This is a genomic window from Loktanella sp. M215, assembly GCF_021735925.1.
GTDB lineage: Bacteria > Pseudomonadota > Alphaproteobacteria > Rhodobacterales > Rhodobacteraceae > Loktanella.
This window is the reverse complement of the sequence record NZ_WMEA01000001.1, coordinates 2,419,652-2,442,529: the sequence shown is the minus strand read 5'-3', so window position 1 is coordinate 2,442,529 and position 22,878 is coordinate 2,419,652. Positions and strand designations below refer to the sequence as shown.

Annotated in this window: 19 protein-coding genes; 7 read left to right on the top strand and 12 right to left on the bottom strand. The window is 65.9% G+C overall.

The features are described 5' to 3' along the window. Nucleotides 1–7: 7 nt before the first annotated feature. Nucleotides 8–3,337 (bottom strand): YhdP family protein, encoded by a 3,330-nt coding sequence (locus GLR48_RS11960; protein WP_237061687.1) that lies wholly within the window; start codon nucleotides 3,335–3,337, stop codon nucleotides 8–10. Between the two features lie 93 nt (nucleotides 3,338–3,430). Between GLR48_RS11960 and bcp the strand changes: the two genes are divergently transcribed. The 5 genes from bcp (at nucleotide 3,431) to GLR48_RS11935 (ending at nucleotide 8,293) form a co-directional block, all read left to right on the top strand. Further along, nucleotides 3,431–3,913, top strand: coding sequence for a thioredoxin-dependent thiol peroxidase (gene bcp, locus GLR48_RS11955; RefSeq protein ID WP_237061685.1), 483 nt, complete (start codon nucleotides 3,431–3,433; stop codon nucleotides 3,911–3,913). Between the two features lie 85 nt (nucleotides 3,914–3,998). Then, on the top strand, nucleotides 3,999–4,808 hold the full coding sequence (locus tag GLR48_RS11950) for a ferritin-like domain-containing protein (protein ID WP_237061683.1): 810 nt from the start codon (nucleotides 3,999–4,001) through the stop codon (nucleotides 4,806–4,808). A gap of 179 nt (nucleotides 4,809–4,987) precedes the next feature. Next, complete coding sequence (locus tag GLR48_RS11945) at nucleotides 4,988–6,298, top strand: M23 family metallopeptidase (protein ID WP_237061682.1); 1,311 nt, start codon at nucleotides 4,988–4,990, stop codon at nucleotides 6,296–6,298. After that, a complete protein-coding gene (locus GLR48_RS11940; protein ID WP_237061680.1) occupies nucleotides 6,288–6,809 on the top strand; it encodes a bactofilin family protein in 522 nt (173 codons plus the stop codon). Before GLR48_RS11945 ends, GLR48_RS11940 begins: the two co-directional genes overlap by 11 nt. A 59-nt stretch (nucleotides 6,810–6,868) precedes the next feature. Further along, nucleotides 6,869–8,293, top strand: a complete 1,425-nt coding sequence (locus GLR48_RS11935) for an MFS transporter (RefSeq protein ID WP_237061678.1) — start codon at nucleotides 6,869–6,871, stop codon at nucleotides 8,291–8,293. Here the strand turns inward: GLR48_RS11935 and GLR48_RS11930 are convergent. From GLR48_RS11930 to GLR48_RS11910, 5 genes are all read right to left on the bottom strand, one after another. Next, a complete protein-coding gene (locus GLR48_RS11930) occupies nucleotides 8,280–9,665 on the bottom strand; it encodes an amidase (RefSeq protein WP_237061676.1) in 1,386 nt (461 codons plus the stop codon). The genes GLR48_RS11935 and GLR48_RS11930 overlap by 14 nt on opposite strands. A 42-nt stretch (nucleotides 9,666–9,707) precedes the next feature. Beyond that, nucleotides 9,708–10,835, bottom strand: coding sequence for a peptide chain release factor 2 (prfB, locus tag GLR48_RS11925; RefSeq protein WP_237061674.1), 1,128 nt, complete (start codon nucleotides 10,833–10,835; stop codon nucleotides 9,708–9,710). 88 nt (nucleotides 10,836–10,923) lie between these two features. Continuing rightward, nucleotides 10,924–13,443 carry a penicillin-binding protein 1A gene (locus GLR48_RS11920; protein WP_237061672.1) on the bottom strand — a complete coding sequence of 840 codons (2,520 nt, stop codon included), beginning with the start codon at nucleotides 13,441–13,443 and terminating at the stop codon, nucleotides 10,924–10,926. Nucleotides 13,444–13,570: 127 nt separating this feature from the next. Beyond that, nucleotides 13,571–14,764 (bottom strand): N-acetylmuramoyl-L-alanine amidase, encoded by a 1,194-nt coding sequence (locus GLR48_RS11915; protein WP_237061670.1) that lies wholly within the window; start codon nucleotides 14,762–14,764, stop codon nucleotides 13,571–13,573. Further along, a complete protein-coding gene (locus GLR48_RS11910; RefSeq protein WP_237061669.1) occupies nucleotides 14,761–15,915 on the bottom strand; it encodes a pyridoxal phosphate-dependent aminotransferase in 1,155 nt (384 codons plus the stop codon). The genes GLR48_RS11915 and GLR48_RS11910 overlap by 4 nt, the downstream gene beginning before the upstream one ends. 132 nt (nucleotides 15,916–16,047) lie before the next feature. Between GLR48_RS11910 and GLR48_RS11905 the strand changes: the two genes are divergently transcribed. Together GLR48_RS11905 and GLR48_RS11900 are read left to right on the top strand one after the other, a co-directional pair. Further along, complete coding sequence (locus tag GLR48_RS11905; protein ID WP_237061667.1) at nucleotides 16,048–16,776, top strand: DsbA family protein; 729 nt, start codon at nucleotides 16,048–16,050, stop codon at nucleotides 16,774–16,776. 71 nt (nucleotides 16,777–16,847) lie between these two features. Further along, nucleotides 16,848–17,639 (top strand): MBL fold metallo-hydrolase, encoded by a 792-nt coding sequence (locus GLR48_RS11900; RefSeq protein ID WP_237061665.1) that lies wholly within the window; start codon nucleotides 16,848–16,850, stop codon nucleotides 17,637–17,639. Between the two features lie 207 nt (nucleotides 17,640–17,846). Here GLR48_RS11900 and GLR48_RS11895 read toward each other — a convergent pair whose 3' ends face one another. The 6 genes from GLR48_RS11895 to GLR48_RS11870 all read right to left on the bottom strand — a co-directional run bounded on the left by GLR48_RS11895 (nucleotide 17,847) and on the right by GLR48_RS11870 (nucleotide 22,873). Next, on the bottom strand, nucleotides 17,847–18,101 hold the full coding sequence (locus tag GLR48_RS11895; RefSeq protein ID WP_237061664.1) for a hypothetical protein: 255 nt from the start codon (nucleotides 18,099–18,101) through the stop codon (nucleotides 17,847–17,849). Between the two features lie 8 nt (nucleotides 18,102–18,109). Next, nucleotides 18,110–18,250, bottom strand: coding sequence for a hypothetical protein (locus GLR48_RS11890; protein ID WP_237061663.1), 141 nt, complete (start codon nucleotides 18,248–18,250; stop codon nucleotides 18,110–18,112). Nucleotides 18,251–18,601: 351 nt separating this feature from the next. Next, the gene (ispG, locus tag GLR48_RS11885) at nucleotides 18,602–19,735 is read right to left on the bottom strand and encodes a flavodoxin-dependent (E)-4-hydroxy-3-methylbut-2-enyl-diphosphate synthase (RefSeq protein WP_237061662.1); all 1,134 of its coding nucleotides are present in this window, start codon (nucleotides 19,733–19,735) and stop codon (nucleotides 18,602–18,604) included. Nucleotides 19,736–19,810: 75 nt separating this feature from the next. Beyond that, nucleotides 19,811–21,025: a helix-turn-helix domain-containing protein gene (locus tag GLR48_RS11880; protein ID WP_237064530.1), complete on the bottom strand. Its 1,215-nt coding sequence runs from the start codon at nucleotides 21,023–21,025 to the stop codon at nucleotides 19,811–19,813. A gap of 128 nt (nucleotides 21,026–21,153) precedes the next feature. Further along, nucleotides 21,154–22,377 (bottom strand): 5-aminolevulinate synthase, encoded by a 1,224-nt coding sequence (gene hemA, locus GLR48_RS11875; RefSeq protein ID WP_237061661.1) that lies wholly within the window; start codon nucleotides 22,375–22,377, stop codon nucleotides 21,154–21,156. Nucleotides 22,378–22,513: 136 nt separating this feature from the next. Next, the gene (locus GLR48_RS11870; RefSeq protein WP_237061660.1) at nucleotides 22,514–22,873 is read right to left on the bottom strand and encodes a winged helix-turn-helix transcriptional regulator; all 360 of its coding nucleotides are present in this window, start codon (nucleotides 22,871–22,873) and stop codon (nucleotides 22,514–22,516) included. Nucleotides 22,874–22,878: the final 5 nt, after the last annotated feature.

Sequence of the window (22,878 nt, the reverse complement as noted above, 5' to 3'; positions counted from 1 at the left end):
CGCGGACCTAGTTCGTGACCACCGGCGGCGGGCGGCGAAAGATGTCCCGGAACATGCCGGGGGTGAAGATCGACAACGGGTTCACGCCGACCTGCGGCGCACCCGGCGTGCCGCGCAGGGTGAAGTTGAACCCCAGCAGCCCCTCGCCCCGGCGGGTCAGCAGGCTGCCGATGCCGTTCAGGATATAAACGGGCGAGATGACGCCCTGAAAGTCCACCGCGCGACTGGCCAGCGTGTAGATCCCGTCCAGCGAAATGCCAAGCCCCGGTCCCACGGCGCTGGATTCCGTCACGATGATCTGCTGCGGCGTCAGGCGGAAATCGGCGTCCACGGTATCGAAAGCCAGCCCCTGCCCGTCCAGTTGCTGCAACAGCCCCACCACGCTGATCGCGTCCAGCAGTTCGGCGATGGCGGGCGCATCGCGCACCCGCAGGCCCCGCAACGCCAGCGTGCCGTCAAAGCTGCCGGCCGCATTCGCAGGGACCAGCGTCAGGTCGAGCGTGCCACCCAGCGCGCCCTCCAGAAACGGTCCGGCCCGCAGGACGGCGCCCGCATCCTCCGACCGGATACGGACCGCCGTGCGTCCCTCTGACGGAGAGACCGCGCCCGCCACCCCGGCCTTGCCGTTGAAAAGACCCGTGAACGTGCCGTTGAAGCCGCCCGCCGTGTTGAAGTTGCCCGCGAAGTTGCGCAGCGCAAGACCATCGGAAATGGTCAGCCGGTCCAGCTGCACCAGCACCGGCGCGCCCTCGCCTGTGCCGCCACCGGCGCCCGCACCGCCACCGCCCAGATCGGCGCGGGCCAGATCCAGCGTCCCACCGCGCACCGCGACCCCGACGGTCCGACCCTGACCGCGGCCGCGCAGGGTGACAGGGCCATTGAACCAAGTGCCGACGCTCACGTCGGAAAAGGTCGCGGCGTCCAACTGGCCCGCATCGGTCAGGCTGATGGTGCCCACCGCCTGCAGGCCCGGTGCCTTGAGTTTCAGGCTGTCGACGGAGGGACGCGCGCCGAGCACGCCCGACACCTCCAGCGTGCCGGGCGTTCCGCGGGCCTTGGACCAGCCGATGGCCGGCACCGACAGACCCAGACCTTCGAGCGTCGAGGTCAGGGCGAAGCGTGGGGCCTCGCCTTTCGGCAGGGTCACGGTCAGCTGTCCGGGGCCAGAGCCTGTGACCGATCCGGGCGGCAGGGCGATGCCGAACCGGTCCAGCGCGTCCGGCGTGATCGTAACCCGGCCTGCGACCTGTGTGGGCGCCGCGCCCTTTCCGAACGCTTGCGTGAAATCGCCGCGCACCGGCACGCCGTCCAGCGTCGCATCCCCGGTAATCCGCAATCCGCCGCGATCCACCGCCACGGCCAGATCGCTGCCCGCCAGCGTGCGGCCCTTGACCAGCGTGTCCGAACGCACCCGCGTCAGGATCGCGGAGGCGTCAAAGGTGACGTCACCCGGGCCGATCTTGCGCTGCAGTGGCAGTTCCACCTGCGCCGTCACCGCCGCGCGGCCGTCCGCGAGCGTCACCGGCAGGTTTGCCTTCGACAGATAGCGGAAGGGTGGCTGGTCCAGTACCGCAAGGGTCGCCGTGATGCTGCCGGTGGTCGCGATATTCAGCTTGAGCGGGGCATTCTTGATCGTGATGTCGGGGATCTGCAGGATTGAGCCTGCCACGTCGATCGCGCCGCCCTGTGGTGCGGTGACCTGCCCGCGGTCCAGCCGCAGCACGAAGGCATTGTCGCTGAGCGTGGCGAATCCTGCCCCGTCGGTAATGGGCGGCTCTTCACGGAGGAACCGCACGCTGGCGTCCTCATAGGCGAAGCCCGCCGCCACCCGGGCCTTCTGCCCGGGCTGCATCCGCCAACCGGCGGTCAGATCGCTGATCCCACCGGCCAGCAGATTGTCGGCGAACCATTTGCGCGTGCCGGGGCGCAGCCGCGCGGGCCACAGCCGCAGCACATCCTCGGTCTGCAAGGCAGGGCTGGTGATGTCGAGGGCAGCGTCCCAGCCCTCCGGCGTGGCATTCAGATGGCCCGCGACCCCAAGGCGCAGGTTCGGATCGCTGATCGTTACCTGCCCCACGTCCAGCCTGAACGGGTCCAGCCGCAGCCGCAGGTCGATGTCCGCCTGATCGATGGTCACCGGCGCAGGGTAGAGGTCGTCCGGCGTCAGCGCGATCTGGCTCAGTGTGAACTGGCCGACCAGCGCCTCTGGCAGGCCGCGGCTGAAATCGCGGGCCAGCGCCTGTCCGCTTGCGTGCAGGCGGCCCCAGTCGGACACCACGGCGACGTCGTCGAATGTCAGCTCTTGCCCCGCCGGATCGTAGGACAGCGCCGCCGTCACCCCCTCGAACCGCAGGGGGATGGTGCCGGGGGCAGGTTGCAGGGCCCCCGCGCCGATCTTCAGCGTGACGTCCAGCGGCCCCAGCAACCCTTGGGGATCGAGGGCCGTGTCCAGCGTGGCCGACAGCGGCGCGTCGATGGCGCCGAGGAAACGCAGGGCGGCAGACTGGCTGGCCAGATCGCGGGCCTGCGCCTCGTCGACGCGCACGGACAGCCGCGCGGCGAGGCTGTCACGCGGACTGTCGAGGGCGAGCGACAGCCGGGTCCGCCCTGCCGCGCCTTCGACGGCAAGGTCCGCCACGGCGCTCGTTGACGCCGCGTCGATGGCAAAACGCAAGGCGCCATCGGTCACGGTCCACGTCCGGTCCGCCCGCGCGTCCGTATATGTCATGTCCAGTCCGGCGAGCGTCAGGCTTTCGAGCGCCGCAAGGGCGGGACGGTCGCGCAGGGTGTCCAGCTGTCGCACCAGCCCCGGCAGGCCGTCCGCCAGCAAGGCACCGCGGTCTCCGTCGGGCAGATTGAACGCCAGTTGCAGGCGCCCCTGCGCGTCACGAGTCAGCGCCACGGCGGTGCCGCGCAGGGCCACCCGCTGCACCAGTGCGGTGCGGTCGAACAGCAGGCCGCGCGGGCTGATGGTGGCGTCGATCTCGGCGATACGGGCCAAGGGACGGCCAGCGGCATCGGCCAGCACCGTGTCGATCAGCCGGATGCGGGGATGCAGGTCAGGCCCCAGACGGACGGCGATATCGCCGAATCCGACGGTGCCGCCACCCAGCACGCCGCCCGCGCGCGCCGCGACCTGGTCCGTGACCCAGCGCGGCGCGGTGATATCGCGGTCGAACATCATCACGACCGCCATCAGCACGAAGACGACAGGCAGCGTCAGCAGATAGGCCACGACGCGCGCCGTGTGCCAGCGCTTTCCACGCCTGCGGCCGCGCGTGCGCCCACGCCTGGCCTTGGGCGGCGTCGCCTGCTGAACGGGGTCGGGATCGGTCATGCGCTGCTTTCGGCCTCTTGGTCTTTATCTTTGCCCGTTGTGGGCTAGAACTGAACCCGTGAAACGCGCCTTGTATCCGTTAGGAGGATCACCATGCTGTCAGAAACTGGCCCCCTGTTGTCCGAAGGCGACACCGCCCCGGACTTTTCCCTGCCCCGCGACGGCGGTGCGACCGTGAACCTGTCCGATTTCGCGGGCAAGGCGGTCGTGTTGTATTTCTATCCCAAGGACGACACGCCCGGCTGCACGACCGAGGCGCAGGACTTTACCGCGTCACGCGATGATTTCGCGGCGGCGGGTGCCGTGGTCCTTGGCGTGTCCAAGGATCCGGTGACCAAGCACGACAAGTTCGTGGCCAAGCGCGAGATCGGCATTCCGTTGCTGTCGGACGCGGATAGCGACGTCTGCGAGCGTTACGGCGTCTGGGGCGAGAAGCAGATGTACGGCAAAAGCTACTTTGGCATCGAAAGGTCAACCTTCCTGATCGGCCCGGACGGCACGATTGCGCGCATCTGGCGCAAGGTGAAGGTGCCGGGCCATGCAGGCGCGGTGCTGGACGCGGTGCGCGAGCTTTGATCTGTTCGGCCTGCCGCGCCGGTGGCGGCGGGGGCCAGCCCCCGCACCCCCGAAGTATTTTCGACCAGAAGAAGGGGATGCCGGCATGATGCCTCTCGCGCAGATGGCGCTGGAGGTGCTTGGCACCGCTGACGGACGGGCCAAGACCGCCCTGTCACACCGCCACGCGGCGTCTTGGCGTGCGGCGCGCGAGGGGGACGGGAGACCGGTCGTAGGTCAGGCAGAGCCGCCGGAGACGCCGGCGCGTCCTGCCGCCCCTGCACTGCTGGATCCGCGCGAGATGCCGCGCCGCAAGCGCGGCAGTCCGCAGGGCCGCATCGCGATGCTGCACGCGGTCGCCCATATCGAGTTGAACGCCGTCGACCTGCACTGGGACATCATTGCACGGTTTTCCGACACCGCCCTGCCCATCGGATTCTTTGACGACTGGGTGAAGGCAGCCGACGAAGAGTCAAAGCATTTCAACCTGATGTGCGACTGTCTTGAAGCACATGGCAGCCATTACGGGGCATTGCCCGCGCACGCGGGCCTGTGGCGGGCGGCGCAGGACACCGCGCATGACCTGATGGCGCGGCTGGCCGTCGTGCCCATGGTGCTGGAGGCGCGCGGCCTCGACGTGACCCCAGGCATGATCGAGATCTTCCGCGCGGCGGATGATTCTGCGGTCGTGGCGGCGCTGGAGGTGATCTATGCGGACGAGGTGCACCACGTGGCCTACGGGTCAAAATGGTTCCACTTTCTGTGCGGACGCCACGATCTGGACCCCGTCGTGGTGTTTCACGCCCTTGTCCGGCAGCATTTTCACAGCACGCTGAAGCCGCCGTTCAATCAGGAAAAAAGGGCCGAAGCGGGCCTTCCGCCGGATTTCTACTGGCCGCTGTCGGAAAGGCTGTAATGCCTCGGCGCGAACCGCGCGCGGCGTCGGCGTGATCCTGCCTAAAGTCCCCGAATTGTTCCAATATTTTTCAAAAATGTTGCACCTGCGCCGCAGGCTGTCTAGACGGCTGACAGCGCGGGACGACAACAGGGTGGGACCTGCCGGGCTGGAATTGGGACGGGACAGGAGCTTATCGCATGAGATCACGACTGACGCAGGCCATCCACACGCGCCTCGAGGCCCGATTCCCGGAACGTCGGCTGTTCATCCGCTCCGACTCGGAAACCCGCTTCATCCGCCTGCGGCCCTCGCATCAGTTGGTTGGCTGGACCGTCGCCACCGCCGTCGTGGGATGGACCATCATTTCGACCGCGATCCTGCTGATGGACAGCATCGGCAGCGGCAACTTTCGCGCACAGGCGCAGCGCGACCAGATGATCTATGAAGCGCGCCTGAACGCCCTGTCGGCAGAACGTGATGCCCGCGCGGCCGAGGCCGTGGCCGCTCAGGCCCGTTTCAGCGCAGCGCTGACGCAGATTTCCACCATGCAGAGCGACCTTCTGGCGACCGAGGATAAGCGCCGCGAGCTGGAAACCGGTCTGGAGGTCGTGCAGGCGACGCTGCGCGACACCATGCAGCAGCGCAAGGCCGCGACGACGGAACTGGCCGCCCTGACGGCCGAAGGCGAGGGCAGCGCGACACCCGCAGCGCAGACCGCAGCCCAGGAAGGTACCGTCGACCTGCTGGCCACCGCATTGGCTGAAACCGCCGCCGAGCGTGACAAGATCGCCGAGGACGCGCGCTTTGCCCTCGACCATGCGGCCGATACGGAAAACGAATTGCGCCAGTTGCATGACCGCAACGACGACATCTTCCGCCAGCTGGAAGAGGCGATGACCGTCTCGGTCGAGCCGTTGGAGAAGATGTTCAAGGCCGCTGGCATGAACCCCGACAACATGTTGACGCAGGTGCGCCGCGGCTATTCCGGCGCCGGTGGCCCGCTGACGCCGCTGTCCTTTTCCACCATGGGTGGCGGGCCCGACCCGGACGCCGCCCGCGCCAACGGCATTCTGAACCGTCTGGACGAGATCAACCTTTACCGGATCGCCGCCGAAAAGGCGCCGTTCGATGTGCCGGTCAAGGCCTCGTTCCGCTTTACCTCGGGGTTCGGCAAGCGCTGGGGCCGGATGCACGAAGGCACCGACTTTGCCGCCCCCATCGGGACGCCCGTTTATGCCACGGCCGACGGTGTTGTCGTTCATGCCGGCTGGTCCTCTGGTTACGGTCGCCTGATCAAGATCCAGCACGAGTTCGGCATCGAAACCCGTTACGGCCATTTGAACGCCTTGAAGGTGAAGGTCGGTCAAAGGGTCTCGCGCGGCGAGCGGATCGGTGATATGGGAAATTCTGGACGTTCGACCGGACCACACCTTCACTACGAGGTGCGCGTCGGCGGAACAGCCGTGAACCCGATGACCTTCATAAAAGCTGGACAAGATGTTTTCTAAATCCAAGATCAACGAACCCGGTCCCAAGGCCACCGAGACGCCCGCAGTTCCCGCGTCGTCCCCCGTCCCTGCCCCAAGCAGCAGCGACTACAAGGCCAGCGCCCCCAAGGCCAAGCCGCCCGCGTCGATCCTGTCCGCCGACCTGCTGGTCACGGGCAACATGAAGACGACCGGCGACATCCAGATCGAGGGTCAGGTCGACGGCGACATCCGCGCCCACCTGCTGACGATCGGTGAAGGTGCCACCGTCAAGGGCGAGGTCATGGCCGACGACGTCGTGATCCATGGCCGCATCGTCGGTCGCGTGCGCGGCCTGAAGGTCCGTCTGACCTCCACCGCGCGGGTCGAGGGTGACATCATCCACAAGACCATCGCCATCGAATCGGGTGCCCATTTCGAAGGGTCGGTTCAGCGTCAGGACGATCCGCTGACCACCGGCGGCAAGGCCAAGATGCCCACGGGCAGCACGTCCGGCAGCGGCGCCCCGGGTGCAGAGCCAGCCAAGAGCTAGGCTTGCCCACGTCCAAATCAGCCCCGCGGGCCACGTCTGATCGGGCGCGGCCCGTTTTCGTGCCTGACTTCTGCACGGAACGGCAGCGGCCCTTCGTGCTGGCCGCTGCCGTGCTGGCGTCGTCGATGGGGTTCATCGATGGCACCGTCGTGGGCATCGCGATCCCGGCGATTCGCGCGTCCCTGGGTGCCAGCCTTGATCAGGCGACGTGGATCAATAACGCCTACATGGTCACGCTGTCCGCGCTGATCCTGACCGGGGGGGCCTTTGGCGACCGCTTCGGTCTGGCGCGGGTGTTCAGCCTAGGTGTTGGTCTCTTCCTGCTGACCTCGCTCGCCTGCGCGCTGGCACCGACACCGGACTGGCTGATCGGCGCGCGGCTGGCGCAAGGCGCGGGCGCCGCACTGATGATTCCGGGCGCGCTGGCGATGATCAGCCGTGCTTATCCCCGCGATATCCGGGGCCGCGCGATCGGGATGTGGGCGGCAGCGTCCGGCCTGACCACCGCGGCGGGGCCGCTGATCGGGGGCGTGTTGCTGTCGGTCATGGGACAGGACGCTTGGCGCTGGATCTTTGCCATCAACCTGCCACTGGGCCTGATCGCGCTGCTGCTGATCCGCCGCGCCGTATCGCAGGACGCCCGCCGCAGCGGTGAACCGATCGACCTGATCGGCGCCGTGCTGGCCGTGGCCGGACTGGGCCTGCTGGCCTGGGCGTTGACCCATCTGGAAGCCACGAATGACGTTCGCATCACAATCGCCACGGCCATAGCCGGGACGGCGGCGCTGGCCGGTTTCATTCTGCACGAATCGCGCACATCCCACCCGATGATGCCGCTTCGTCTGTTCGCCAACCGCGCGTTCAGTGCGGCGAACCTTGCGACCTTCCTTTTGTATTTCGGGATGAGCGCGATCCTGTTCTATCTGCCGATGCTGACCGTCGCGGGCTGGGGCCTGTCAGAGTTCAAGACGATCTTTGCCTTCGGTCCGCTGTCGGGGTTCATCGCCCTGCTGTCCACGCGGTTTGGCCTGCTGGCGGACCGGCGGGGACCCGGCCCGGTGATCGCCGTGGGCGCGGCCGTCGTGGCCATCGGCTACGGCGTGCTGGCCTTGGTGGTGCCGGGGCGCGATTTCTGGCTGGGCGTGCTGCCCGCCATGGGAATCGTGGGCTTTGGCATGAGCATGGTCGTCGCCCCGCTGTCGACCGCCGTCATGGTGGCTGCGGGCGACGGGCAGTCGGGTATCGCATCCGGTGTCAACAACGCCATCAGCCGGATCGGCGGCCTTGTCGCCGTCGCCGCGATGAGTTCCGTTGCAACCATCGCCTATAACCTGTCCGGCGGTCCCGCGACCTTTGGCGAGCGGGCGACAGGGGCCGGACATGTCACCGCGATGGGCACCGCCTTTGCGGTCATCGCATGGATCGCGGCGGCGATGGCCGTGATCGCCTCTGTCACCGCGGCCCTGGGCATCAGGCGGCGTTAAGCGCCTGCCATCCCTGCCCCAGTTGCAGCAGACCCAGATCACCCCGCGACCGCCCGATCAGCTGCAGACCCATGGGCCGCCCGTCTGACAATGGCAGCGGCACGGCAAGGGACGGCAGGCCGATCAGGCTGACCGGCACCACGACCTCCATCCAGCGGTGATAGGTGTCCATCGGGTGGCCGGCGATGCTGTGCGGCCATGTCCAGTCGATCGGAAAAGGCCAGCATTGCGCCGTGGGCAGCACCAGCGCGTCGAAATCGTCGAACAGCCGTGCCGCGGCGCGGAACCAGTCCGACCGGATCAGGCTGGCGCGCTGGACCGCCGACGCGGACAAGGCGCGCCCCCGTTCGATTTCCCAGATCGCCGTGTCCTTCAGCGCAGCGCGCGTCGCCGGCTGGTCGTAAAGCGGACCAAGCGAGGCCGCCACGGCATAGGACCGCAGGGTGATCCAACTGTCCCAAAGCGCGCCTGCCGCGAAAGGGGGAGGTACACCCTCGACCACGCATCCAAGGTCGGTGAAACGCGCGACCTGCGTGGCGCAATGGTCCAGCACGCCGTCCTCCATCGGATAGGCCCCACCCCAGTCGCCCAGCCAGCCGATCCGCCGTCCGGTCAGGTCGGCATCAAGGTGCGGCGCGAGGGGGTCGTGATCCAGACCGTGCGGCTGGCGCGGATCGGGGCCGGCCATGATGTCAAGCAGCAAGGCAATATCGCGGGGGTGCCGGGCCATGGGGCCATTGGTCGACAGGGGATGCAACATCATGTCGCCCAAGGGTTCCGACGGGACGCGCCCCCAAGTGGGCCGCATACCGTAGACGCCGTTCCAGCCTGCCGGATTGCGCAACGACCCCATCATGTCGGATCCATCGGCCACGGCAATCATCCCCGCCGCCAGCGCCACGGCAGCGCCACCGGACGACCCGCCAGCCGTGCGACCGGGCAGATAGACGTTCTGTGTCGCGCCGAACACGGGGTTGAACGTGTGGCTACCCAGACCGAATTCCGGCGTGTTGGTCTTTCCGATGACGATGGCGCCCGCGTCCTGCATCCGCTGCACCATGATGTCCGATGTCGGCGCGATCCGGTCGCGGAACGCGGGCGAGCCCATGGTCGTCGGCAGACCAGCGACGTTGGCCAGATCCTTGACTGCCAGCGGCATGCCGTGCAGCCAGCCTTTTCGCGGAGTCGCATCGGCGGTCGCGGCCTCGGCCATCAGGGTTTCCGCATCGCGCAGGGACACGATGGCATTCAGGTCCGGGTTGCGCGCGGCGATCCGGTCCAGCGTGGCCTGCATCAGGGCAGCGGCGGTCAGATTTCCGGATGCCAGCGCGTCCGAAATCACATGGGCGGGTTGATCGAGGTCTATATCCATGCGCGCAGCAGAGCCTGCCGCGCGCGAAAAGACAAGCGGGTGTCAGTCTTCCAGATTGGCCTCGGCCCGGCTTTTGCCGCTGACGTCCATCGCCAGCGTGGCCGCCATGAAGGCGTCGAGGTCGCCGTCCAGCACGCCAGAGGTATCCGAGGTCTCGTGCCGCGTGCGCAGGTCCTTGACCATCTGGTAGGGCTGCAGAACGTAGGACCGGATCTGGTTGCCCCAGCCCGCATCGCCCTTGTTGTCGTGTGCTTCGTTGATCGCCGCGTTCCGCTTGTCGAGTTCCATCTGATACAGACGGCTCTTCAGGGCCTTCATCGCGATGTCGCGGTTCTGGTGCTGGGACTTTTCCGACGACGTCACGACGATGCCCGTGGGGTGGTGCGTGATCCGCACGGCCGAGTCCGTGGTGTTGACGTGCTGACCACCGGCACCGGACGACCGGTAGGTGTCGATGCGGATATCCTTGTCCTGCACCTCGATCTCGATGTTGTCGTCGACGACCGGATAGACCCAGACGGACCCGAAGGACGTATGCCGCTTGGCCGCCGAATCGTAGGGGCTGATGCGGACCAGACGATGCACGCCGGATTCGGACTTCAGCCAGCCATAGGCGTTCGGCCCGGTGATCTTGTAGGCGGCGGACTTGATGCCGACCTCTTCACCCGCACTTTCGGACTGCAGTTCGACCTTGTAGCCCTTCTTCTCGGCCCAGCGGACGTACATCCGCGCCAGCATGTTGGCCCAGTCGCAGGACTCGGTCCCGCCGGCGCCCGCGTTGATTTCAAGGAAGGTGTCGTTGCCATCGGCCTCGCCGTTCAGCAGCGCCTCCAGCTCCTTTTCGGCGGCCTTCTTCTTGAGTGCGGCTAACGCGGCTTCGGCCTCGGTCACGATCTCGGTGTCGTTCTCGCTTTCGCCCATCTCGATCAGCTCGACGTTGTCGGCCAGTTCCTGACGGATGCCTTCATAGCTGTCGACGGCATCGACCAGCATCTGCCGTTCGCGCATCAGCTTTTGCGCATGGGCGGGATCGTCCCACAGGGTCGGATCCTCGACACGGGCGTTGAATTCTTCCAGCCGGTGCGGCGCGGTGCCGTAGTCCAGCCGCTGCGCCAGAAGGGACAGCGACTTTTCAATCGCTTCGATGGTGTTCTGGGTTTCGGCGCGCATGGCTCTTGGTCCTTGGATAGATGTGTCATCGCCCGCGGGCGGTGCGTCAGGGTCTTAGCCCGCCGCGACGCCTGCGGCAAGCGGGTGGTCAGTAAAGGCCGCCCGACGACAGCGTGCCGAAGGACGCCTTCGGCCCCACGGTCGCGGTACCCCCGGTCGAGGTCTGGACCTGACGCGACGCCTGCGGCACCTCGTCCACCAGTGGCAGGTCGGCGGCCATCGCGAAACCACCGTCGAAGGTGATGCCGAAGACCGGCTCTTCACCCGGGCGGAAGCATTCGGCGATGACGTTGTCGCCCGATGCCCCCGGCGGCAGGCGCGCGCCGGAAAAGCGGTCGATGTTGATGAACTGGCAATCCGCGGGGACGTGGAACGCGCCGCCGCCGTATTTCTTGATCGCCTGGCTCATGAAGGTCTGGAACACCGGCGCGCAGATGCCGCCACCCGAGGCCGACTTTCCCATTGGGCGCGGGTTGTCGTAGCCGATGTAGCAGCCCGCAACGATGTTGGACGAAAATCCGACGAACCACGCGTCCTTTTCGTCATTCGTCGTGCCGGTCTTGCCGGCGATCGGCACAGGCAGGTTGATCGCGTGCTTGGCGGTACCGCGCTTGACCACGCCTTCCAGCATCGAGGTCAACTGATAGGCGGTGATCTCGTTCATCACGCGCTGGCGGTTGCTGACGATGGTCGGCGCCTCTCCTGTCGGCAGGCTGGCCAGTTGGCAATCATTGCAGACCCGCTGGTCGTGGCGATAGACGGTCTTGCCGTAGCGGTCCTGCACCCGGTCGACCAGCGTCGGCTCCACCCGCTCGCCGCCGTTGGCGAACATGGCGTAGGCTGCGACCATCTTGAACAGCGTGGTCTCGTCAGAGCCCAGCGAGGCCGCCAGCACGCGGTTCATGTGGTCGTAGACCCCAAATTTCTCGGCGTAATTGGCAACGGTGTCGATGCCGACCTCCTGGGCCAGACGCACGGTCATCAGGTTGCGCGACTGTTCGATCCCGGTGCGCAGCGGGGTGGGGCCGTAGAACTTGTTGGAATAGTTCTGCGGACGCCAGACGCCCTGGGGCGTGTTGATCTCGATCGGGGCGTCGACGACGATGGTGGCGGGGGAATAGCCGGAATCGAGTGCCGCCGCATAGACGAAAGGTTTAAACGAAGACCCCGGCTGGCGTTTCGCTTGCGTGGCGCGGTTGAAGACGCTGGCCTGATAGGAAAAGCCGCCCTGCATCGCCAGCACGCGGCCGGTGTTCACGTCCATCGCCATGAAGGCGCCCTGCACCTGCGGCACCTGCCGCAGCGTCCAGCGGATGAAGCTGCCGTCGCTGTCCTGCGTCATGCGGCGCACCAGCACGACGTCGCCGACCTTGAAGTTGTCGCCAAACCCGCCCTTGATCCACGCGATGTCGTCGCGCGGGATGACAAAGGGTTCGGCTTCGGTTTCCTTCACGTTCTCGATGCCGACGCGCATCTGGCTGTCACCGACTTCAAGCACGACGGCGGGATGCCAAGCGTTTTCCAGCGTGATGTCGCGGGGAACCTCCGCGGCACCCAGTGCGGCGCGCCATGCGGCCTCGTTGCCCAATTGGGCCGGGTCGATCGTCTTGCCCGTACCGCGCCAGCGCCCCTGCCCCCGGTCGTAGGACTCCAGCGCCCTCTGCAGCGCATGGGCTGCCTCGACCTGCAATTCCTCGTCGATGGTGGCACGGATCGCGAGGCCGCCGGAGAAGAATTCGTCCTCGCCGAAGTTCTGGCTCAGCTGGCGGCGGATTTCGTCGGTGAAATAATCCCGCGGCGGCAGCTCGGACCGGAAGCTTTCGTAATCGCCCGACTGCACCGTGCGCAGCGGCGTGTTCTTGGCTGTCTCGTAGGCGGCGTCCTCGATATACCCGTTCTGCCACATCTCGGTCAGGACATAGTCACGGCGCGCGATGGACCGGTCGTACTGCCGCACGGGGTCGTAGTCGGACGGCGCCTTGGGCAACACGGCGAGATACGCTGCCTCTTCCACCGTCAGGTCGGACAGGGACTTGTTGAAATAGGTCAGCGCCGCGGCGGTCACGCCATAGCTGTTCTTTCCGAGGAAAATCTCGTTCAGATACAGTTCCAGAATCTTGTCCTTGGGCATCGCCCCCTCGATCCGGGTGGCGAGGATGATTTCCTTGATCTTGCGCTCCACACTGCGCGAGCCATCGAGCAGGAAGTTCTTCATCACCTGCTGGGTGATCGTAGATGCGCCGCGCACGTCCTGCCCGCGCGATTGCACGGCAGCGACAAATGCCGCCGCCATGCCGCCCGCGTCATAGCCGCCGTGGGTGTAAAAGTTCTTGTCCTCGGCGCTGATGAACGCCTGCTTGACCACGTCGGGAATATCTTCGGCGGGGGTGAACAGGCGGCGTTCGACGGCGAATTCGTCGATGATCTGCCCTTCACCCGAATAGATCCGGCTGATCGTCTTGGGGGTGTATTGTGCCAGTGTGTCATAGGACGGCAAATCCCGGCCATACATGTAGAACACCGCGCCAAGGGTCAGCGCCGCCATGACCACGCCAAGGCACAGCATCGAGAAGATCGCACCGAAGAACGACATGATGAAACGCAGCATGGACGTGGACCTTCTGTCGGGAGTTGGCCGCTTATAGGGCGCACCCCGCCCCGCGTCAAAAGCAGATCGGCCCGTTGCGCGCGATAAGCGGCCCGGCAAGCGGTCACAATACCGCCAGTTGCGCCCGCTATTGCCGCTTCAGGGGCGCGCGGGCCGCCTCGTCCGCTGTCCAGTCGCGCAGGGCGGTCGTGATGCCCGCAACCAGCGGCGCGCGGCCTGCGGTCGTGGACAGGGCGGCGCGGTCGGCGGCGTTGGACAAAAACCCCGCCTCCAGCAGGACAGAGGGGAAGTCGGCGGCGTTCAGCACCGCCAGACGCTCCTCGCGCCGGGGGCGGTTATTGACGGTGGCACCACTGGCGCGCAGGCCCGCGATCAGCGCGTCCGCCAGACGGTCCGACTGCGGCGCCGTATCGGCGCGCGCCATGTCCATCAGCACCGTCGCCACGCGGTCGTCCTGACCGGTCAGGTCAAGCCCCGCCAGCAGGTCACCGCGCTCGTGCCGTTCCGCCATGCGCTGCGCCGACCGGTCCTCGCCTTCCGGGCTGAGGGTATAGGCGGAGGCGCCGCGGGTTACATCGTCGTCCAGCGCGTCCGCGTGCAGCGACAGCATCACGCCGGCACCCGCCGCGCGGGCGATGGTCATGCGCCCCTCAAGGGACACGAAAGTATCGCTGTCGCGGGTCAGCACCGCGCGCATCTCGCCGCCACGATTGATCGCGTCGGCCAGTTCGATCCCCAGTTGCAGCATCAGGTCCGCCTCGTGGACACGACCCCGCAGCGCACCGGGGTCGATGCCGCCGTGCCCGGGGTCGATCGCTACGACCAGCGGGCCGGTGCGCGGAGCGGCGGCGGTCAACGCGGCATCCGGCAGCGCCTCTGCATCAGGCGCGCCCGCCATCGCCGCAAAGCCCGCCGCATCCGTAGGAGACAACTGCAATGACAGCACCGCGGCACCGGTGTCGGCGTCCACCGACAGACCCGCCTGCGCCACCTGCAGCGGCTGCGCCAGCGTCACGGCCAGCCGCGACCAGCCGGGGCGCAACACGCCAAAGGCCACGTCCGCCGCCAGCCCCGCCTGCCACAGGTCCGCCGGGATCAGGCCGCCGAAGTCGACCTCCTGAAAGTCGACGATCAGGCGCATCGGATCGTCCAGCGTGAAGACGCGGTAGGGCACGGTCTGGCTGAGGGCCAGCGTGATCCCCAACCCCTGCCCCGCATCGGCAATACGGCTGTGCACCGGGTCGATCCGGGCCAGCGCCGAAAAGTCCTGCGCCACAGCAGGACCCGCGAGCGCGAGGCACAGGGCGAGGGCACGGATCATGCCTCTGTGCGTCCGTGCGCCTTCATGTAGCGTTGCAGGCGGTCCAGCCCTTCGGCCATGTCGGCGGTGCGTCCGGCGTAGGAAAACCGCAGCCACCGGTGCCCGGCGACCGGATCGAAATCAAGTCCGGGCGTCACCGCCACGCCGGCCTTGTCGAGGATGTCGGCCGCCATCACCCGGCTGTCGTCGGTATAGGCGGACACGTCGGCGTAGATGTAGAAGGCCCCGTCGGGCGGGGCCATCGTCTCGAACCCCGCGTGTGCCAGACCGTCCAGCAGCAGCGTCCGGTTCGCCTGATAGACGGCGAGGTTGCCGTCCAGTTCCGACCGGCAATCCATCGCGTGCAGCGCCAGACGCTGGCTGGCGTGGGGCGCGCAGATGAAAAGGTTCTGCGCCAGACGTTCGACCGTGCGGACATGATCCTCTGGCACCACCATCCAGCCGCAGCGCCAGCCGGTCATGCTGAAATACTTGGAAAAGCTGTTGATGACATAGGCCTCCTGCGTCACCTCCAGCGCGGATACGGCACGGGTGCCGTAGCCGATGCCGTGATAAATCTCGTCCGAGATCAGCGCCGCGTCGCGGGCAGCACAGGCGTCCGCAAGTGCGGTCAATTCAGCTTCGTTCAGCATCGTGCCGGTGGGATTGGCGGGCGAGGCGACGATCAGGCCAGCCAGGTCGTGGGCCGCGACATCCTCGGGCTGCGGCTGGAACCGACCCCGGGCGCGGGTTTCGATCTCGACCGGTTTGAGGCCCACCGCGCGCAGGATCTGGCGATAGCTGGGATAGCAGGGCAGCCCCAGACCGACCCGCGCATCGTTGTCGAAGAGGGCCGAGAACGCGAGGATGAAGGCCCCCGACGCCCCCGCCGTAATCACCACCCGGCCGGGATCGAGGTCCACGTCGTAGATATCGCCGTAATGCTGCGCGATCCGGCGCCGCAGCGCGGGCAGGCCAAGGCCTACGGTATAGCCCAGCGGCTGGTCCAGATCCGCGCGCAGCAACTCCAGCGCCTCTTGCGGCGCGCCGGTGCCGGGCTGGCCGACTTCCATGTGGATGATCGAACGGCCTGCGTCCTCGGCGGCGCGGGCGGCCTCCATCACGTCCATCACGATAAAGGGATCGACGTCCCCCCGGGTTGAGCTGCGCATGGTCTGCCCTTACTGCTTTTCGCAACCTTGTGCATGGCCGCGGGGGGCCGCGTCAACACTTCGCGCCGCCGCACCTTGGCAGGTCCGCCCCGATCTGCGCATAATCCGTGCAACCCAGATGAAAGTGACCCGATGTTCCGCACCCTGACCGCCGCCGCCCTGACCTGTGCAATGGCCCTGCCCGCGCTGGCGCAGGATACGACCGACGACGCCGCCTTCGGCGAGCGGGTGCGCGCCTATCTGATGGCCAACCCGGAGGTCATCATGGAAGCCGTCGGCGTGCTGCAGCAGCGCGAGGAGGCCGCGGCCGTGCAGGCGGACGAGCAGATGGTGGCGGCACAGGCCGACGCGCTGACCGACGACGGCTTTTCCTGGGTCGGCGGCAATCCCGACGGCGACATCACCGTGGTCGAGTTCATGGATTACCGCTGCGGCTACTGCAAGAAGGCCTTCCCGGAGGTCGAAAGCCTGCTGTCCTCGGACGGCAACATCAAGTTCATCGTCAAGGAATTCCCGATCCTGGGAGAGCAATCGGTGCTGGGCTCGCAGTTTGCCATCGCCACGCAGATCGTCGCAGGCGAGGATGCCTACAAATCCGTCCACGACACGCTGATGAGCTATAACGGAGAGATCACGCGCGACAGCCTGACGCGGCTGGCCGGCACGCTGGGGCTGGACGGCGAGGCGATCATGGCCAAGGTGGACGACCCCGAGGTCGCGCGCCGCATCACCGCGAACCGCGCCTTGGGCGATGCGCTGAATATTTCAGGCACGCCGACCTTCGTGGTGCAGGACCAGATGGTCCGCGGCTATGTCCCCGCCGACCAGTTGCAGAAGCTGGTGGACCAGTTACGCGGCTGACGCGTCCGTGACTGGCCTGTCATGGAACTTGCCCTAGGTTAGCCGCAATGCAAACCGAACGGGAGAGTTCCATGACGACCACACGCCGCCATTTCCTCGCCACCTCCGCCGCTGCGGCAAGCGCGATCACGCTGCTGCCCTATGCGGCCAGCGCCGCAGCCCATGCCGCCGACATGTTCCCGACGACCGCGGGCGATGTGACGGTGCATCCCGTCGAGCACGCCTCTTTCGTGATGGAAACGCCGGTCGGCACGATCTACAACGATCCGGTCGGCGACGCGTCGCTCTATGCCGATTATCCCGCCCCCGACCTGATCCTGATCACGCACGAGCACGGCGACCACTATAACGCCGACACGCTCGTGGCCATCGTGGGCGAGAATACCCAGATCATCGCGAACCCCGCCGTCTTTGCCATGCTGTCCGACGACATGAAGGCCAAGGCATCCGAAATGGCGAATGGGGCGACGGCCGAATACAACGGCATGACCATCGACGCGATCCCGGCCTACAACACGACCGAGGGCCGCCTTCAGAACCACCCCGAGGGCCGCGACAACGGCTATGTGCTGACATTCGACGGGCTGCGGGTCTATATCTCTGGCGACACCGAGGACATCCCCGAGATGCGCGCGCTGGAAAACATCGACGTGGCGTTCATCTGCATGAACCTGCCCTACACGATGGGTAAGGAAGCGGCGGCCTCTGCCGTGGCCGAATTCAAGCCGACCTATGTCTATCCCTACCACTACCGCGGTCAGGATGGCGGCACCCAGAACCCCGAGGAGTTCGCGGCACTGGTCGGCGACACGGCGCAGGTCAAGATCGGCAATTGGTATGGCGACGAGGTCATGCCCGCCTGACCTTACGACAAGATTGGCAACGGGGCGTCGGCGCAGGCCGGCGCCCTTTTGCATACCGCAACGCCCGGCGTCGGGTCGACTTCTCGGACCTCAGACAGCCGGAATCGCGCCTGTGTTACCGTTGATCGCGAGCAGCAGCAGCGTGGCGACCGTCCCCTCGTCCGCAACGGTGATACTGACGGAATCGCCCGGCGGCCTGGGCGTCTTTCATGTATTTTGACGCATCGCGCGGGTCGTTCCGCGATCACCGATGGCAACTCTGGCGTTGATGCACAGGTCCAACAGAACCGTATCGCACTGCATCCGGTCCACAAAGACCATCAGCGGCTGCGGGCTGCTGCGACAGGTCAGGCCGATGTCAGGCTTCAAAACACATCGCATCAGCACCTCAAGCTCTATCAGGCAGTGCACGACGTCGATGGGTTCGGGATGCAGCGGGGCACGGCGGGAATAGGCCAGCAACGGCCGTGTCATGGCATCCGCGCGCAGGCGCCGTCGGTCATGACGATTTCCAAGAACGTATAGAGAGGTTCCAGCCTCGTGGAGGCAATCGACGCCAGCATCGCAAGGCCAATCCCGAAGTTCGCCAATACCTGCAATCCGGGCGTCATCCACAAATATCCGGCAGCAATGACAACGGTAGAATTCGCCGCGATCAGCGCGGCCGCCTAGACCGCCACCCCGCGTGCGCCGACCTTCGCGGGCAGAGACAGGGACAGTCCGAAACAGGCCATCAAACCCAGCCCCCGCAACACAACGATCTTGAGCATCTACAGCATCAGCGGCACGGGATAGAGGAGCCATATCACACAGAATGTGACACTGACCCCGGTAAAGGTCGCGTCATCGATGCGGTCAAAAAAGGGTCTGAACCGCCTGGGCTGCGTCAGATCACAAGGGATCGATATGCCCAGCACGGCACCCAGATCTGAGTGCGCCATCGCGGCCGACCTGCGCTGGCATCACCCCTGCGCCTGATCATCCTGCGAAGCGGCGTCAAGAGCTGCAGCCTTTCGTTCAACCTGTTCGACGATGTGATCGATCATCGAGGCATTGTCCAACTTGTGACTTTGCTTGCCTGCCAAGTAGACCATACCGGACCCATTTCCGCCACCGGTGAAACCGACGTCGGTCATCAGCGCCTCTCCGGGTCCGTTGACGACGCAGCCGATGATGCTCAGGCTCATCGGCGTCTTGATGTGTTCCAGTCGCTGCTCCAGCGCCTCGACGGTCTTGATGACGTCGAACCCCTGACGCGCGCAGGACGGGCAAGAGATGATGTTGACGCCGCGGTGCCGCAGTCCCAGCGACTTGAGGATCTCGAAGCCCATCTTGACCTCTTGCACCGGGTCGGCGGACAGGGACACCCGGATCGTGTCACCGATCCCCATCCACAGCAGGCTGCCCATGCCGATGGCGGATTTGACGGTGCCGGAAATCAAACCACCCGCCTCGGTGATGCCAAGGTGGATCGGGGCGTCGGTCAACTCTCCCAGTTTTTGATAGGCGGCGGCGGCCATGAACACGTCGGACGCCTTGCAGCTGATCTTGAACTCGTGAAAATCGTTGTCCTGCAGGATCTTGATGTGATCCATGCCGCTTTCGACCATCGCGTCGGGTGTCGGTTCGCCGTATTTGTCCAGCAGGTGCCGTTCTAGCGAGCCTGCGTTCACGCCGATGCGGATGGAACAATTGTTGTCCTTGGCGGCCTTGATGACCTCGCGCACACGCTTTTCGTCACCGATGTTGCCGGGGTTGATCCGCAGGCAGGCCGCACCGGCCTGTGCCGCCTCGATCCCGCGCTTGTAGTGAAAATGGATGTCCGCGACGAGCGGCACGCTGACCTCTGGCACGATCAGCTTGAGCGCCTTCGACGAGGCCTCGTCCGGGACGGAGACGCGGACGATGTCGGCCCCCGCATCCGCCGCGGCCTGAATCTGCGCGATCGTGGCCTTGACGTCCGTGGTCAGGGTGTTGGTCATCGTCTGCACCGTGATCGGCGCATCACCCCCCACGGGGACGTTGCCCACCATGATCTTGCGGCTGGGGCGGCGGTCGATCTGGCGCCAGGGACGGATGGAATGCAGCGACGACATGAAACGGACTTCCGGTTGGGATATTGCCCGTAACCTATGACGTCACGGGGCCACCGACAACCGGGGTCCGGGTCGTTATTCCGTGACGACCGCCTCGGCCACGTTCACCATCGCCTTCAGATCGCCGTCGCGGTCCGGATCGGCCAGCGCGTATTTGGTGGTCAGGTTGGCGGCAGACAAGGCCAGATTCGATGTCACCTGACCGTTAGGGCCGGCGGGGCCGTAATGCTGGCCATTCACGGCAAAGTAGACCGCACCGCTTTCACCGACACGCAGGGTCGCGGGTTCTTCGGTCGGCGGCAAGGCAAAGGTGTCGCCGGCATTCATGATACCTTCGAAGATCACCGAATTGTCGGCCGCCCGCACGCGCACCCAAGCGGGACGCACGGCGACCAGCTGGACCTCTGGCACCGGGCCTTCGCTGACCTGAATGGCAGGGGCGTCGGCGGCGGGTGTGTCGACCGCCATCTTGACCGCATCTGTCACGGCCTGCGCCAGACCGTGATCGACACCGGCCAGGCCCAGCGCGCTGGGGGCGGACGGCATCAGGGTCGAGATTGGCGCATCGCGTGCCACCATTACCGGCACGTCCAGCGCCTGCGGGCGATAGAGCCGGTCCAGCGCCTCTGGCGTGGGCGTCCCGAAATCCGGAGAGGCATCGCCATCGGCGGAGGCCACCTGTGATGCACCGGCCAGCGGGTCGAGGTCTGACAGCACGACCGGCGTCTGATCGACGGGGGCAAGGCGGACCTTCTGCACCTCTTGCAGGACAGACCAGCCGCCGTATCCCAGACCGCTGATCAGGGCCACCAGCACGAGGACCGATCCCACGGCACCGGGCTGGATGCCGGAAAACATCGCGTCGCCCTGCGGGATGAAGGGGGTCGCCGAGGCCGAGAAGATGTCCTTGCCCATCGGCGTGCGGTTCACCTCGAACCGGGCCGGTTTGGTCGATGAGGCCGCCGCCGACATGCCGTGTGCGGTCGTAAAGCCGCTTTCGCGGCAAAACACGTCAAACGCCCAGTCCGGGTCCATCTTCAGGTAGCGGGCATAGGATCGAACATAGCCCGCGATAAAGCCGGGCGTGTCAAAGGCAGAGGGGTCGGCATTCTCGATCGCGGCGATATAGGCGGCCTTGATCTTCAGCTCGCGCTGTACATCCAGAAGGCTTTTGCCAAGCGTCGCCCGTTCGCCGCGCATCAGGTCACCAAGGCGCATGTCAAAGGCGTCGAAACCCTTGGTTTCCACGTCCTCAGCCGCCTTTTGGCGCCGAAAGCTTTTTCCGATCATCGTCGTTCCGCCGTGTGCCTGCCCCTGATTCAGCCTATCCAAGGCAACCGACCTTGTCGAATCACCTTTTACGAACTGATTAAATCAGGAGGTAGCACACGGAACCGTGTGATGCACATGCAGAAACCTTAGCCAGCCATTTCGGCGCGATTTAGCGCACAATGTGCCCACAAATCGTCCAGTGCCGCGACAAGACGGTCCATCTCTTTCGGACCGTGGACCGGCGACGGCGTGAACCGCAGCCGTTCGGTGCCGCGCGGCACGGTAGGAAAGTTGATCGGCTGCACGTAGATCCCGAACTGGGTCAGCAACATGTCAGACATCAGCTTGGTATGCTTGGGATCGCCCACCATCAGCGGCACGATATGACTGCCGTGGTCAATGATCGGCAGGCCCAGTCCCTTCAGCCGCAGCTTGAGGATTTTGGCCTGAGTCTGCTGGCTGTCGCGCAGCGCCTGATCGGTCTTCAGATGCTTGACGCTGGCGGCGGCACCGGCGGCCACCGCCGGCGGCAGCGACGTGGTAAAGATGAACCCCGGCGCATAGGACCGCACCGCGTCGCACATCTTCGCACTCGCAGCGATATAACCGCCCATCACGCCGTAGGCCTTGGCCAGCGTGCCGTTGATGATGTCGATCCGCGCCATCAGGCCGTCGCGTTCCGCCACCCCTGCCCCGCGCGGGCCATACATGCCGACGGCGTGGACCTCGTCGATATAGGTCAGCGCGCCGAATTCCTCGGCCAGATCGCAGAATGCGGCGATGGGGCCGAAGTCGCCGTCCATCGAATAGATCGACTCAAAGGCGATCAGCTTGGGCGCCTCCGGGTCGTCGGCGGCCAGCAGTTCGCGCAGGTGGGCCACGTCGTTGTGGCGGAAGATGCGCTTTTGCCCGCCGTTGCGGCGCACGCCCTCGATCATGCTTGCATGGTTCAGCGCGTCGGAATAGATGATCAGCCCCGGAAACAGCTTCGGCAGCGTGCTGAGCGTCGCGTCGTTGGCGATGTAGGCGGAGGTGAACAGCAGCGCCGCTTCCTTGTGGTGCAGGTCAGCGAGTTCCGCCTCCAGCCGCTTGTGATAAACGGTGGTGCCGGAAATGTTGCGCGTGCCGCCGGAGCCTGCACCGGTGGCATCCAGCGCCTCGTGCATGGCAGCCAGCACCACCGGATGCTGCCCCATCCCGAGGTAGTCATTGCCGCACCAGACGGTGACCGGAGACTTGGACCCGTCGGGCCGGTTCCAGACCGCATGGGGAAACTGACCGCGGGTGCGTTCGATGTCGATGAAGGTGCGATAGCGCCCCTCGTCATGCAAACGTTGGATGGCTGTGCCCAAGGCTGCGTCGTAATTCACCGGTTGTCCTTTCGAATACGCGACACGTTCGGCAACCAGCAGGCGGGGACGTATCTTGATTTCAGCATGCATATAGGGTGATCCCCATTGGATCAACACGCGACCAGATGTCGCCTGACTTTAGTCGATGGGTTCATCAGACCTTCGTATCAAAAACTTGCCTGCTTTCGTTGATGGCGACCTGATGCCGGGCCGCCCAGTCGACCAGCCCGCCCAGTGCCGCATGCAGCGACGTGCCCCGCGCGGTGATCGTGTATTCGACCTGCGGCGGCTTGGTGTCCAGCACCGTGCGCGTCACCAGACCGTCGCGCTCCAGATGCCGCAACGTCACCGCCAGCATGCGCGGGCTGATCCCCGCAACGACCCGTCCCAGCGCGTTGAACCGGCACGGCCCCTGCGCCAGTTCCGTCAGCACCAGCACCGACCACGCATCGCCCACCCGGTCCAGCACATCGCGGATCGGGCAGGCATGGGGCGCATTGGTCCGTGCAGGCATGAGGT

Excerpts from the sequence above, each read along its gene's own strand:
- bcp (WP_237061685.1), top strand. The coding sequence starts at position 3,431 with ATGCTGTCAGAAACTGGCCCCCTGTTGTCCGAAGGCGACACCGCCCCG.
- GLR48_RS11910 (WP_237061669.1), bottom strand. The coding sequence starts at position 15,915 with ATGCGCAGCTCAACCCGGGGGGACGTCGATCCCTTTATCGTGATGGAC.
- GLR48_RS11960 (WP_237061687.1), bottom strand. The coding sequence starts at position 3,337 with ATGACCGATCCCGACCCCGTTCAGCAGGCGACGCCGCCCAAGGCCAGG.
- GLR48_RS11880 (WP_237064530.1), bottom strand. The coding sequence starts at position 21,025 with ATGATCGGAAAAAGCTTTCGGCGCCAAAAGGCGGCTGAGGACGTGGAA.
- ispG (WP_237061662.1), bottom strand. The coding sequence starts at position 19,735 with ATGTCGTCGCTGCATTCCATCCGTCCCTGGCGCCAGATCGACCGCCGC.
- GLR48_RS11900 (WP_237061665.1), top strand. The coding sequence starts at position 16,848 with ATGACGACCACACGCCGCCATTTCCTCGCCACCTCCGCCGCTGCGGCA.
- prfB (WP_237061674.1), bottom strand. The coding sequence starts at position 10,835 with ATGCGCGCCGAAACCCAGAACACCATCGAAGCGATTGAAAAGTCGCTG.
- GLR48_RS11940 (WP_237061680.1), top strand. The coding sequence starts at position 6,288 with ATGTTTTCTAAATCCAAGATCAACGAACCCGGTCCCAAGGCCACCGAG.
- GLR48_RS11920 (WP_237061672.1), bottom strand. The coding sequence starts at position 13,443 with ATGCTGCGTTTCATCATGTCGTTCTTCGGTGCGATCTTCTCGATGCTG.
- GLR48_RS11890 (WP_237061663.1), bottom strand. The coding sequence starts at position 18,250 with ATGACGCCCGGATTGCAGGTATTGGCGAACTTCGGGATTGGCCTTGCG.
- GLR48_RS11930 (WP_237061676.1), bottom strand. The coding sequence starts at position 9,665 with ATGGATATAGACCTCGATCAACCCGCCCATGTGATTTCGGACGCGCTG.
- GLR48_RS11945 (WP_237061682.1), top strand. The coding sequence starts at position 4,988 with ATGAGATCACGACTGACGCAGGCCATCCACACGCGCCTCGAGGCCCGA.
- GLR48_RS11915 (WP_237061670.1), bottom strand. The coding sequence starts at position 14,764 with ATGATCCGTGCCCTCGCCCTGTGCCTCGCGCTCGCGGGTCCTGCTGTG.
- GLR48_RS11870 (WP_237061660.1), bottom strand. The coding sequence starts at position 22,873 with ATGCCTGCACGGACCAATGCGCCCCATGCCTGCCCGATCCGCGATGTG.
- GLR48_RS11950 (WP_237061683.1), top strand. The coding sequence starts at position 3,999 with ATGATGCCTCTCGCGCAGATGGCGCTGGAGGTGCTTGGCACCGCTGAC.
- GLR48_RS11905 (WP_237061667.1), top strand. The coding sequence starts at position 16,048 with ATGTTCCGCACCCTGACCGCCGCCGCCCTGACCTGTGCAATGGCCCTG.